We start from the raw sequence: 12,185 nt of genomic DNA, 5'->3' as shown, positions 1-12,185 counted from the left end.
CGTCAGCCGTGGCCCAGGATCAGACGGCCGCAGCGGTCGCCGATCATCATCGACGGAGCGTTCGTGTTGCCCGACGTGATGGCCGGCATGATCGCGGCGCTCGCCAGGCGCAGGCCCGTCACACCACGCACGCGCAGCTGCGGATCGACCACCGCGAGGGCGTCCGTGCCCATGCGGCAGGTGCCGACCGCGTGGTAGTTGGACTCGGAGTACGTCCGCATGGCCGCCACCACCTGCTGCTTCGTCCTGAGGTCCGCTGGGGGCACTGCACCGTCGTCGACCACCCGGTCGCGCAGTGCCTTCGCGTTCATCAGCTCGCGCGCCAGCTCGTAGCCCTCCAGCGCCGTGTCGAAATCCTCGGACGTCTGCAGGAAGTTGGGTTGGATGATCGGCGGCATCCGTGGATCCGCCGACCGCAACCGGACGTAGCCGCGGCTCGTGGGATGCAGGTTCATCACGCCGATCGGCAGTGACTCGGGCGGATACGGGACCCGTGCCGAGCGCGTGTAGTAGACCTGGAACTGGAACCGGGGTGCGCCCGGCACTCTGCCTTTGCCGGTGAACACGTTGACGTCCATCGCCGTGACGTGGCTGGGCGGCTCGGGGGTGCGGAGCCTCTTCGAGACCACAGAGATCAGGTGATCGTGCAGGTTCTGGCCGACACCCGGCAGATCCTCGACGACCGCGATGCCGAGCGGCTCCAGATCGGCCGCCGCGCCGATGCCGGAGAGCTGCAGCAGGTGGGCCGTGTTGATCGACCCGGCGCTGACGATCACCTCCCGGTTCGCGGTGACGGCGATCTCGTGGCCGCCCGCGTCGATGACGACACGCTCGATCGTCTTCCCGCGGTCGAACTCGAGGCGCGTGACGAGTGCGTCCGTCATCACCGTCAGACGCGGATCGGTCAGGTACGGCGCCACGAACGTGGAGAACGCGTCCTGCCGAATCCCGTCCACCACGTTGAGCTGCGTGTAGGCGACCCCGAACTGGCTCTTGCCGTTGTAGTCCGCGTTGAACGGATAACCGGCATCGACGGCCGCTTCCACGGCGACATGGGACAGGGCGTTGCGCCTCGGCAGCTCACTCGACGGGCGGATCGGGCCCGTCAGTGCCGCGAGCGACGGGAGCACGCTGTGGTACTCCCAGCCCGGGCAGCCGCCCGCGGCCCAGCCGTCGTAGTCGGCGGGGTTGCCGCGTACCCAGACCATCCCGTTGACCGAACTGCTGCCGCCCTCCAGCCTGCCGCATGCGAACGACTGCCGCCTGCCCAGCAGCGCAGGCTGCGGCTCCGACTCGAACGGCCAGTCGGTGGTGGCGCCCGGCGCCGTCAGGCTCTCCGACCTCGTGAAGTCCCGCACGTCCGGCCGGTTGTTGGAGCCGCCCGCCTCGATCAGCAGGACGCTGGCCCGCGAGTCCGCGAGAAGCCGCGCGGCCAGGGTGCAGCCCGCCGAGCCCGCGCCGACGATGACGTAGTCGTACGCGAGCGGGCGGCTCGCGCCACCGCGAATGTGAGAACCGACGCCGAACGCCCCTGCCGAGACACCGAACAGCTTGAGCAGATTGCGCCGGGTCATCGGTCCTGTATTCAGCCGGGGAATAAAATCGCGTGTATCGCGGAGGCTTGTCCGAACCGTCCTGGGCATCATGTCCTTCGCACGAGAGCGCCGCCCCGAGCCTAAGCCCGGGGCAGCAGAATAACGCACGACTCTCGGTCGAGGACTGTCTCGATTTTCGCTGTTCTTGCGCTCCGATTCGCGCTATTCGGGATACCTGCCGGACTTCTGCGGAAATTGCGCCCTTCGGGCGGCTCTCCCCGTCAGCGGTCCAGCCAGGTGGTGCCGAAGAACATGTCACGGGTCAGGTACCGCACGACGCCCTTCACCTCGGGCTTCGCGATCGTCGAGAGATAGCCGCGGCTGGTGTAGGCCATCGAGATGTCCTGGTTGGTCACCAGCTGCACCTGCTGGTAGAGGCGCGTGCGCTCGGCGTCGTCGGTGGTGGCGGCGGCCCTGTCGAGCAGTGCGTCCACCTCGGGGTTGGTGTAGCCGCCGTAGTTCTGGTTGCCACCGGTCCGCAGGACGTTCTGCGCCGCCGGGTACGGCGAGTCCACCGGCCCGCCGACAGTGCCGGCCAGCTGGAAGTCGCGGCTCTGCACGACGCTCGAGGAGTACTGGGCCAGGTCGAAGAACTGCGGCTGCACGGTGATCCCGATGGCGGCCATCTGCGCCTGCAGGAACTCGGCGAACGCCATGCGGTTCGGGGCGTTGGTCGTCTTGTAGACCACCGTCGTGCTCCCGCCCTCGGCCACGTACTCGGCCACGAGCTGCTTCGCACGCTCGGGGTCGTAGGACGGGTACGCGGCGGCCGCCTCCGGCGTCTGATATTCGCTGTTGTCGCCGAAGTATCCGTGCGCCGGTTCCATCCGCCCGCGGTACTGGGTGGCCGCGAGCGCCTGGGTGTCGATCCCACGCACCAGGGCCTCGCGCATCCGGTGGTCGTTGAACGGCGGCTTCTCGTGGTTGAAGTAGAGCCACTCCGCGCCGTGCCCGGATCCGTAGTAGACGGTCAGGTTCGGGTTCTCCGACCCGCGCAGCAGCTCGGTGTGGTAGCCGCCGAAGATCAGGTCGACGTCCCCGTTCTCCAGTGACGCGTACCGGCTCTCGGTGTCGGGCAGCGGCCGGAACTGCAGCCCGTCCAGGTAGGGCATGCCCTCCTGCCAGTAGTTCGGGTTGCGCGTCAGCTCCATCCGGGAGTCGCGCGTCCAGTTGCCGAGCACGAACGGGCCCGCGCCGACGGGGTTGTTCGCGATCTGGTCGCCGTACTTCTGCAGCGCGGCAGGCGAGATGATCTGGCCGAGGCTGCCGGTGGTGAAGCTGCCCGCGAAGGCCGTCGGGAACAGCCCGAACGGCGACTTCAGCCGGAACTCCACGGTGAGCGGGTCGACGGCGGTCATCGACTCGATCGGCTCCGTGAACCGGTGTCCCGGGGAGGACGCCTTGTCGATGTGCCGCTGCACGTTGACGATCACGGCCTGCGCGTCCAGCGGCGTGCCGTCGGAGAAGGTCACGCCCTCCCGCAGGCCCATCCGCCAGGTCTGCCCGCCGTCCGTGCTGTCCATCGACTTCGCCATGTACGGCTCGGCCGAGCCGTCGGGCTTGAGCTTCATCAGCGAGTCGTAGACCGCGAGCGCAGCCTGGTTGGTGTTCTGCACGGTCGGGTCGAACCCGACGACCTCGCGGTCGGTGCCCATGATCAGCACCCCGCCACGCTTCGGGGTCCCCTCCGTGGCGGGGTCACCCCCGTACGGGTTGACGGTGCGGATCCCGCCGGTGGCGGCCGCTGTGTCGACGCCCGGCGCGGCGCCGCACGCGGCGAGTACCAGTGCGGACAGCGCCGCCGCGAGCGCCGCCAGCAGACGGGTGCGGGGTCGGCGGGTCTCGGTGGTGGTCACACGATCTCCTCGTCGAGCTCGTCGGCCGGATCGATGTCGGTGCCCGAGACCGTCGCCGCGTCAGGCTCGGGCGGGTGATCACCGTTCCTGTGGGTGGGTCGCCAGCGGTTGCACGGTGATCTCGAGCCACGGCCACATCGGGAGTGTCGTGAGCGCGTCGTGCAGGACGGTGGCGTCGTCGGCGGTGAAGAGCCCGACCCAGTCGGTCCGTCCGGGCACCCGCCACAGCCGCTGCAACATCCCCTCGGTGCGCCACCTGCCCGCGACGGCACGTTCGAGCGTGCGCATCTCGGCGCGGCGTTCGGCGGGGAAGTCCCGCGGCAACTGGTTGCGGGCGTGTACGAGGAACTCCATCACGCTCCTCCTACAGGAGCCGACCACGCTGCCGGGTACCGGCCGATCTGTACGTGCCTCACTGGAACTCCTCGGGGAACGGCGGCCGCAGGGGCCGGAACTCACGCTAGGGCGGTGGCAGCCGCGCCGAACCGTGCCGATGACCTCATCCGTCCGGCCGGCGGTGCCGGACGCCGTACGTCGGATGTCCCGGTCCGGGCGCGACGGGGACGATCATCGCTGCTGCGTGATCACCTCGTCCAGCCACCGCACGAGCACCGCGAGCGCCTCCGCGGAGTTGCGCTCGAACATCACGGCGTGCCCGTTTCCGTGGACGCCGTGGTCGGCGAGGCGCACCCACTCCGCTCGGCAGCCAGTGGTGCGGAGGAACTCCGCGACGTCGCCTGCGAAGGCGTCGAACGGCGAGGCGCCGGCCGAGAACACGCCGATGGGGACGTGGGCGAGTCCGGGGAGCCGGTGGGACCCCGCGGCGAGTTCGGACGGGTCGGCGGCGGGTGGGTCGAAGGCCGGCGGCGCGGCGGTGAGGCCCCAGGGCAGCAACGACCCGCCGTCCGGGAGCCTCAGGAACGGCGGCCCGATCGGTTCCAGCGCGAGCAGCGCGACCACCAGGTCGGGACGCGCGTCGGCGGCCAGCCACCCGCCGGGCGCGCCCGCGGAGTGCGTGACGAGCACCGCGGGCCCGACGCGTTCGAGCAGCTGCACGAGACGATCGGCGTCGAGCCGATGGGCGGCCGCCATGTCGGCCGGCATCGGCCCGGTCGGGGCGAGGACCTGGTCGAACAGCGGGTCGTCGACGTCCCGGCTGCCCGGCCACTGCGTGTGCAGGTTCTTGTGGGAGTCCGGGGCGAAGATCTCCTTCGCCCGCTCGTAGGAGAACGGCGGGCCCATCGCCCCGAGCACGTCGGGGTGGTAGGGCGAGCGGCCGTGGCCCGGACGGTCCACGAGGTACACCACATGGCCGCTGCGAACCAGCATGGTCGACCAGCCGCTGCGCCCGTCGGGGGTGCCCATCCAGTCGGTGCCCTGGCCGCCACCGCCGTGCACCAGCACCAGCGGGTACGGCCTTGTCACGTGCTCCGGCGCCTCCCAGGCGACGAACATCGGCCCACGCGGCACGAGGCCCGCCGGGTGTTGCACCCGCTCCGTCCCCACCCAGAAGAACCCGCGCCGGGACGTCACGAGCTCGCCGTCCGGTGCCGCCGCCACCCGGCCCGAGCCCGCTGGCGTGGTGGTCATCGCTCGGCCTCGCTGGGCTCGGCCGGCCCATCAGACGACGTCACCGTGCGCAGGCGCTGTGACATTGCTTCGCTCGCAAGCTCGCTCACCGCTCGCTCCGTCTCAGGTGGCCTCGACCCCGAGGTGCAGCTGGGCGAGCCGGCGGAACATCAGGTCGCGGAAGCCGGTGTTGCGGTGGCTCGCGATCATCGCCATGTCGCGGTAGAGCCGCTCGAAGCGCTGGCCGGCGTTCATCGCGCTCGATCCGACGTTGCGGAACAGCTGCTGGTCGACCGCCTCCCACACCTGCACGATCGCCTCGCGCGCGATGACCCCGAGCCGCTGCTCCTCCTCCTCGCCGTAGGGCTTGCCGCCCGCCGCGGTGCGCTCGCACAGCTCCATGTGCTCCTCCGCGCAGCGCAGCACCGCCGCCTCGGCCGTCGCGAGCTTCCCCAGCGCGCCGCCGTACCAGCGCTGGTGGTCCGGGTCGGTCAGGCGGGGAACCATCGGGGGCATGCTGGTCTTGCGGGTGCGCATCTGGTGCTCGAACTCGTCGAGCGCGTTGTAGCCTGCGCCGATCATCTGCGCGGCCACCGACATCGTGAACGGCGCGAGCGCCCGCCCGGTGTACATCGGGTTGCCGTGCAGGGCGAGGCCTGAGGTCCCGCCGGAGACGTCGACGCTGATCATGTTCGTGTTCTCGAGCACGAACTCCGCCGGGATCCGGGCGTCGTCCAGCCGGATGCTGTGTGACCCGCTGCCGCGTAGCCCCGTGCTGGAGCCCCAGTCGTCGAGCATGGTCCACTCGCTGCGCGGCGCGACATAGAGCAGCATCCGCTCGGCCGCCTCGGCAGGCGGCAGTCCCGCGATGAGTGCCTGGCCCATGAAGTGCGTGGAGTACGGGATCCCCGAGCAGTAGCGGACGGTTCCGTCCAACCGCCACCCCGACTCCAGCCGCACGGCCGTGGCATCGGGCGCCGCCACCGACGCGCACCGGAAGTCGCCGTCACCGAAGACGGCCTCCTGCGCCGCCTCCGGGAAGTACGAGGCGATCTGCACGGCGTGGCTGGAGGCCAGCGCCCAGCACCACGCCGTGGAGACGCATCCGCGGGCCATCTCGATCTGCAGCCGGGTGAAGGTGATGTAGTCGCATTCCAGGCCGCCGTAGCGCCGTGGCTGCATCACGCGGTAGAGGCCCGCCTCCCGGAAGACCTCGTGCATCTCCTGCGAGTAGTACGTGCGTTCCTCGACCTCGGCCTGTGCGGCGACCAGGGCGGGACGCAGTTCGACGACGCGCTGGATCAGCGATGCCGGCGTCGGGTCGACACCGGTGGGCGGGGTGAGAGCGGTCGTGCTGGACATGGTGCTCCTCTGCGATCAGGAGGCCCGCGTGGCGGCGTCGAGCGGGAAGTGGCAGGCGACCTGGTGGTCGGGGGTGTGCTCGCGCAACACCGGCTCCTCCTCGGCGCACCGCGCCTGGGCCAGCGGGCAGCGCGTGCGGAACCGGCAGCCGCTGGGCGGGTTGAGCGGAGAGGGCGCCTCCCCCTCCAGCGGACGGGGACGGCGGGCACGTCCGGTCTCGGGGTCGAGGCCGGGGATCGAGTCGAGGAGCGCCGCCGTGTAGGGGTGCAGCGGTCGCCGGTACAGCTCGTCCGCGGGCCCGACCTCGGCGAGCTGCCCGAGGTGCATCACCGCCACCCGGTCGCTCACCTGCTTGACCAGCGCCAGGTCGTGGGAGATGAACAGGTAGGACAGTCCCAGCTCGGTGCGCAGCCGCTCGAACAGGTTGAGCACCTGTGCCTGGATCAGCACGTCGAGCGAGGACACCGCTTCGTCGCAGATCACCAGTGCCGGGTGCAATGCGATGGCCCGGGCGATCGCCACGCGCTGGCACTGCCCGCCCGACAGCTCGTGCGGCCGTCGCTTCCCGTACACCGACGGGTCGAGCCCGACCATGTCGAGCAGCTCCCGGACCCGGGCCTCCCGCTGCGCGGACCCCCGCACGCCGTAGCCGACGAGGGGCTCCTCGACCAGATCCGTCACCCGCCACCGCGGGTTCAGCGAACCGAACGGGTCCTGGAAGACCATCTGCATGTGCCGGCGGGCCTGCACCAGGTCACGCCGGCGCAGCCGCATCAGATCGGTCCCGCGGAAATGCACCTCCCCGGACTGGGGGCGGGGCGCCTGGATGACCGACCGGGCGAGCGTTGACTTGCCGGAGCCGGTCTCCCCCACCACGCCGAGCGTCTCGCCCGCCCGCACCTCGAACGACACGTCCGACACGGCGTGCACGACGCCGCCCTTGACGCCTCCCGCGCCGCGTACCGGGAACTGCTGCACGATCCCCCGGGCGCTCAGCAGCGGCTCTCCTTGGGCCGGACGCTCGTCGAGTGCGGTCATGACCGGTCTCCTCTCGGCGCAGGGTCGGGTACCGGGTGCCAGCACGCCCACCGGTGTCCCGGGTCGTGCTCGGTGAACGGTGGGTCCTCGCCGCACTCCTCGTCGGCGAACTCGCAGCGCGGTGCGAACGGACAGCCGGCCGGGAGCGCCGACAGGTCGGGCGGCTGGCCGGGCACCACCGGCAGCAGTGCGTGCGACTCCCGCTCCAGCAGTGGGATCGCCCCCAGCAGCGCGCGGGTGTAGGGCATCCGGACGTGGGAGAAGAGCGTCTCCGCCGAGGCGTGCTCGACGCCCCGACCCGCGTACATCACGAGGACGTCCTGGGCGTAGCTCGCGGCCAGCCCGAGGTCGTGGCTGATCATGATCACTGCCATGCCGAGCCGGTGCTGCAGCTCGACGAGCAGCTCCATGATCTGCGCCTGCGTGGTCACGTCGAGCGCCGTGGTCGCCTCGTCGGCGATGAGCAGCCGGGGTTCGCCCGCGAGTGCGATCGCGATCATCACCCGCTGCCGCATGCCGCCCGAGAGCTGGTGCGGGTACTCGGCGAACCGTTGTTCCGGCACGGGCAGCCGCACCAGTGACAGCAGCTCGACGGCCCGCCGCCGGGCGGCGTGGCGGTCCATGTCGGAATGCGCCCGCACCGCCTCGACGACCTGCGTGCCGATCCGCATCGTGGGGTTGAGTGAGCGGGCGGGGTCCTGGAACACCATGGCGATGTCGGCGCCCCGCCGCCGTCGCATCTGCGCCTCCGGCATCCCGACGAGCTCGGTGCCGGCGAACCGCGCGGAGCCGGTGACGGCCGCGGTCGAGGGCAGCAGGCCCATGAGCGCACGCGAGCTGACGCTCTTCCCGGACCCGGACTCCCCGATGATCGCGAGCATCCGGCCGGGAGCGAGCCGGTAGGACAGGCCGTTGACGGCGTGCACGTGGCGCCCGGCGCGGGAGAAGCGCACCCGCAGGTCCTGCACCTCCAGCAGCGGCTCACCGTCGGGTGCGGGACCGGTACGGGACGGCCCCGCTCCGGGCCCCGCCGCGAGGACGTCGTCATCCGTGAGGCTCATCGGCCGCTCCATCGCGCGCGGAGGTTCTCACCGAGCAGGTTGAACGCCAGCACAGTGACGAACAGGACCGCCGAGGGCCAGACGACCAGCATCGGCGTCGCGGAGATGCTCTGCTGACCCTGCGAGATCATGTTCCCCCAGCTCGGTGCGGGCGGTGGAATGCCCAGCCCGAGGAAGCTCAGCGCCCCCTCGATCACGATCACGATTCCCATCCCGAGCATCCCGAACGTGATCAGCTGCGGGGCGATGTTCGGGGCCACGTGCCGCAGCAGGATCCGCCATCCCGGCGTGCCGCAGAGCACGGCGGACGCCATGAACGGCAGCTCCCGCAGCCTCAGCGTCGCTGCCCGGGAGATCCGCGCGAACGCCGGGATGCTGAAGAACGCCAGCGCCAGGATCGTGTTGGTCTGGCTCGGACCCAGGCTCTGCGCCACCGCAAGGGTGAGCACCAGGGACGGGAACGCGATCAGCACGTCCAGCACGCGCATGATCACCGTGTCCACCACGCCGCCCACGAATCCGGACAGGGCGCCGAGCGTGCCGCCGACCAGCAGCCCGAGCAGGTTCACCGACACCGCCACGATCAGCGACGAGCGGCCCCCGGACAGGATCCGGGAGAGGATGTCGTTGCCGTTCGGGTCGGTGCCGAGCAGGTGCCCCGGCGAGAACGCCGGGAGGTAGGACTCCAGCACGCTGCCCCCGATCGGCGGCGGCACCGGCAGCACGAGCGGGCCCACGAAGCAGGCCAGCGCGATCAGCGCGACGACCGCGGCCGGCAGCACCAACCCGAGCGAGCCCACCCAGCCCCGGGTCCGGGCGGCTGGGGTCTCCGCGTGTTCGACGAGCGCGGGCCCGGCGTCAACGACTGCCATAGCGGATCCTCGGGTCGAGTACGGCGTAGAGCAGGTCGGCCAGCAGGTTGGCCAGCACGGCCGCCACCGCGAACACCACCACGCACGCCTGTACGACGACGAAGTCGCGGGTGTTGATCGCCTGCAGCATCAGCTGCCCCATCCCCGGCAGGGCGAAGATCTGCTCGACGATCACCGTCCCGCCGATGAGGGTCCCGAGGTTCAGGCCGACCACCGTGATCAGCCCGAACGCCGAGTTGCGGAACGCATGGCGCACGAGCACCTGCCACGGCCCGATGCCCTTCGCCCGTGCCGTCGTGACGTAGTCCTCGCCCTGCAGCTGGTCGACGAGGTCACCGCGCAGGAACCGCGTGTAGAAGCAGTACAGCGGGAACGCGATGGCCACCGCCGGCAGCGCCATGGACTGCAGGTTCTCCCCGAGGCCCTGCGACAGCGGGACGAACCCGATCGCCGGGAACACCGCCATCTGCACCGCGAAGATCAGCACGAGCAGCAGCGCCAGCACGTAGTTCGCCACCGAGAGCCCCGTGATGCTGACGACCATGCTGAGCCGGTCGAACAGCCGGTTGGGGCGGTACGCGGCCAGCAGGGCGGTGGGCACCGCGAGCCCCAGCGAGATGAGGAACGCGAGCGCCGCGAGCTCGCCGCTGACGGCCAGCCGCTCGCCCAGCAGGCCGGTCACCGGCTGCCGGCTCACCAGGGACTGCCCGAGATCCCCGGTGACCGCCCCGCCGAGCCAGTCCAGGTACCGCAGCACCGCGGGCCGGTCCAGGCCCAGCTCCATCTCCAGGGCCCGCACCTGCTCCGGGGTGGCCTCCGGACCCAGGAGCTGCTGCGCCGCGCTGCCCGGGATCAGGTTGAGCACCCAGAAGGTCAGGATGCTGACCCCGAGCACGATCGGCACGGCCAGCAGCAGCCGTTTGCCCACCAGCCGCATCCCGGGCGAGGTGAGGAAGCCTGCGCCTGCGCGGTGCCGGCCTGCGATCACGGATGCCGTCATTGCTGCTGCACCCGCCAGACCTCGTCCCAGAGAATTCCGGCATTGACGACGATCGGCGGGATCTTCGTGGTCAGTCCGGGCCCGTACACGCCGGGAACGGCGAGGTTCGCGGCCGCGAACGCGAGCCCGAACGGGGCGTAGGCGTTGTCGCTGATGTACTTCCCGGCCTCGCTGTAGAGCCGCTGCCGCTCGGCGGGGTCGACCGTGGCCGCGGCCCCGTCGAGCAACTGGTCGAGCTGTGGGTCGGCCACGCCGCTGAAGGGTGAGGTCGAGGCGAACCGGAAGCCCACGCCGACGCCGGACGCCGGGTCCCACGCCCCCGCGGTCTGCAGCATCGACTGCCACTGACCCGAGTTGAACTGCTGGACCAGAGTGGACAGCTCGTAGGTCTTGGTGTTGACGGTGATACCCGCGGCCTGCCACTGGGTCTGCAGCGCCGTCATCACCTGCTGGGCCACGTAGCCGTTCAGCGTCCCGAGTTCTACGGTCAGGCCGCCGAGCTGGCTCACGAGTTGCTTGGCCTGCTCGGGATCGTATGCCGGGTAGCCGTCCACGGTCTCGGTGTGGAAGAGGCCGCCGGGCCCGGTGAACGACTGGCTCACGGGGTAGAGCCCCTGGAAGAGGCCCTTGGCTATGGCCGCGAAGTCCGTGGCGCGGTAGATGGCCTCGCGGGCCCGCTGATCGTTGAACGGGGCGGTCTTCGTGTTGAGCTGGATCACGTAGGGCGAGGTCGGGGGCTGGACCGTGACGCTCAGCCGCCCGCCGGACTGCGCCTGCTCGAGCAGCGGGGTGGTCCCGAGGCCCTCGTAGGCCTGCGCCTGGCCGGCCAGCAGCGCCTGGTACGCGGGCTGGTCGCCGCCGATGGACTGGAAGGTCAGCTTGTCCAGGTAGGGCCGGTCGGGCTTGAAGTAGGTGGGGTTGCGCTGCAGCACCAGCAGCGAGCTGAGCTGGTTCGACACCACCGTGAACGGGCCCGCGCCCACCGGTGTGATCCGGAACTGCTCCTCGCCCATCTGCTGCAGCGCGGTGGGAGAGGCGATCCAGTTGGTGTTCGCCACCGGGAACGAGTTGATCACGGCGGCGTAGGGGCGGGTGAACTTCAGCACGACGGTGCGTGCGTCCTCCGCGGTGATCCCGCCGTCGGCGAGCGGCCAGGTCGGTTTGCAGGAGCACGGCGAGGCCATGGCCCGCTGGAGGTTGAAGACCACGGCCTGGGCGTCGAACGGGGTGCCGTCGCTGAAGCGGAGGCCTTCGCGGAGCGTGATCCGGACCGTGCGCCCCTCGTCGAGCAGCTCGTAGCCCTCGGCCTGGTTCGGCACGACGCGCGGATCGGATCCGTCCTCGTTCGCCGTGAGGAGGAACAGACCGCCGTAGATGGCGCTCATCTGCGAGACGTTCGCGCCGCCCGTCGTGTTCGTCGCGGGGTCGAGCCCGGATGGCCAGCCGCCTGCGAAGGACGAGCTCTCGAGCACGGTGAGCTCGCCGCCGCGCTGCGGTGGGCCGGCCGGCGCCGCGGTGTCGCCCGCCGTCCCGCCTCCACCCCCGCATCCAGCCATGACGAGGAGTGCGGCGAGGAGGAGGGACAAGCGCTGCAACTTCGGTCTCACAGGGACCTCCCGCTTCGTTGCGTGCGTCGGCGCCGCCCGATGCCGCTCGGCGAGGCACGGGGTCGGAGGCCACCGCCGGGATGCGTCGGCATCGCTGCGGGGATGGCTGGTCGGGGCCGGCTGGATCGAGGTGGATGCGTCGGAGTGGGTACGGCGGGGGTGGGGGCGTCGACGTCGGGGTGATCGGGCTCACTAGATCCGACACAGCGTCCGGTGAGGACCCGG

10 protein-coding genes are annotated in these 12,185 nt (G+C 70.9%); all 10 read right to left on the bottom strand.

Features of this window, described 5'->3' with window-relative positions:
- Nucleotides 1-2 precede the first annotated feature (2 nt).
- Nucleotides 3-1,646, bottom strand: a complete 1,644-nt coding sequence (locus ABD743_RS04530) for a GMC family oxidoreductase (RefSeq protein ID WP_344719155.1) — start codon at nucleotides 1,644-1,646, stop codon at nucleotides 3-5.
- A 170-nt stretch (nucleotides 1,647-1,816) separates the two neighbouring features.
- The gene (locus ABD743_RS04525; protein WP_344719153.1) at nucleotides 1,817-3,451 is read right to left on the bottom strand and encodes an ABC transporter substrate-binding protein; all 1,635 of its coding nucleotides are present in this window, start codon (nucleotides 3,449-3,451) and stop codon (nucleotides 1,817-1,819) included.
- A gap of 78 nt (nucleotides 3,452-3,529) precedes the next feature.
- Nucleotides 3,530-3,805: a muconolactone Delta-isomerase family protein gene (locus tag ABD743_RS04520; RefSeq protein ID WP_344719151.1), complete on the bottom strand. Its 276-nt coding sequence runs from the start codon at nucleotides 3,803-3,805 to the stop codon at nucleotides 3,530-3,532.
- 213 nt (nucleotides 3,806-4,018) lie between these two features.
- The gene (locus ABD743_RS04515) at nucleotides 4,019-5,041 is read right to left on the bottom strand and encodes an alpha/beta hydrolase (protein ID WP_344719149.1); all 1,023 of its coding nucleotides are present in this window, start codon (nucleotides 5,039-5,041) and stop codon (nucleotides 4,019-4,021) included.
- A 102-nt stretch (nucleotides 5,042-5,143) separates the two neighbouring features.
- A complete protein-coding gene (locus tag ABD743_RS04510) occupies nucleotides 5,144-6,382 on the bottom strand; it encodes an acyl-CoA dehydrogenase family protein (RefSeq protein ID WP_344719147.1) in 1,239 nt (412 codons plus the stop codon).
- Between the two features lie 15 nt (nucleotides 6,383-6,397).
- Complete coding sequence (locus tag ABD743_RS04505; protein WP_344719145.1) at nucleotides 6,398-7,420, bottom strand: ABC transporter ATP-binding protein; 1,023 nt, start codon at nucleotides 7,418-7,420, stop codon at nucleotides 6,398-6,400.
- On the bottom strand, nucleotides 7,417-8,481 hold the full coding sequence (locus ABD743_RS04500) for an ABC transporter ATP-binding protein (RefSeq protein WP_344719143.1): 1,065 nt from the start codon (nucleotides 8,479-8,481) through the stop codon (nucleotides 7,417-7,419). The genes ABD743_RS04505 and ABD743_RS04500 overlap by 4 nt, the downstream gene beginning before the upstream one ends.
- Nucleotides 8,478-9,353 (bottom strand): ABC transporter permease, encoded by an 876-nt coding sequence (locus ABD743_RS04495; RefSeq protein ID WP_344719141.1) that lies wholly within the window; start codon nucleotides 9,351-9,353, stop codon nucleotides 8,478-8,480. Before ABD743_RS04495 ends, ABD743_RS04500 begins: the two co-directional genes overlap by 4 nt.
- Nucleotides 9,340-10,353: an ABC transporter permease gene (locus tag ABD743_RS04490; protein ID WP_344719140.1), complete on the bottom strand. Its 1,014-nt coding sequence runs from the start codon at nucleotides 10,351-10,353 to the stop codon at nucleotides 9,340-9,342. Before ABD743_RS04490 ends, ABD743_RS04495 begins: the two co-directional genes overlap by 14 nt.
- The gene (locus ABD743_RS04485) at nucleotides 10,350-11,960 is read right to left on the bottom strand and encodes an ABC transporter substrate-binding protein (protein ID WP_344719138.1); all 1,611 of its coding nucleotides are present in this window, start codon (nucleotides 11,958-11,960) and stop codon (nucleotides 10,350-10,352) included. Before ABD743_RS04485 ends, ABD743_RS04490 begins: the two co-directional genes overlap by 4 nt.
- Between the last annotated feature and the right edge of the window lie 225 nt (nucleotides 11,961-12,185).

Source organism: Pseudonocardia yunnanensis, assembly GCF_039534065.1.
Classification (GTDB): Bacteria; Actinomycetota; Actinomycetes; order Mycobacteriales; family Pseudonocardiaceae; genus Pseudonocardia; species Pseudonocardia yunnanensis.
This window is presented reverse-complemented; position numbering and strand designations above follow the sequence as displayed.

Excerpts from the sequence above, each read along its gene's own strand:
- ABD743_RS04510 (WP_344719147.1), bottom strand. The coding sequence starts at position 6,382 with ATGTCCAGCACGACCGCTCTCACCCCGCCCACCGGTGTCGACCCGACG.
- ABD743_RS04500 (WP_344719143.1), bottom strand. The coding sequence starts at position 8,481 with ATGAGCCTCACGGATGACGACGTCCTCGCGGCGGGGCCCGGAGCGGGG.
- ABD743_RS04515 (WP_344719149.1), bottom strand. The coding sequence starts at position 5,041 with ATGACCACCACGCCAGCGGGCTCGGGCCGGGTGGCGGCGGCACCGGAC.
- ABD743_RS04530 (WP_344719155.1), bottom strand. The coding sequence starts at position 1,646 with ATGATGCCCAGGACGGTTCGGACAAGCCTCCGCGATACACGCGATTTT.
- ABD743_RS04520 (WP_344719151.1), bottom strand. The coding sequence starts at position 3,805 with ATGGAGTTCCTCGTACACGCCCGCAACCAGTTGCCGCGGGACTTCCCC.
- ABD743_RS04490 (WP_344719140.1), bottom strand. The coding sequence starts at position 10,353 with ATGACGGCATCCGTGATCGCAGGCCGGCACCGCGCAGGCGCAGGCTTC.
- ABD743_RS04505 (WP_344719145.1), bottom strand. The coding sequence starts at position 7,420 with ATGACCGCACTCGACGAGCGTCCGGCCCAAGGAGAGCCGCTGCTGAGC.
- ABD743_RS04495 (WP_344719141.1), bottom strand. The coding sequence starts at position 9,353 with ATGGCAGTCGTTGACGCCGGGCCCGCGCTCGTCGAACACGCGGAGACC.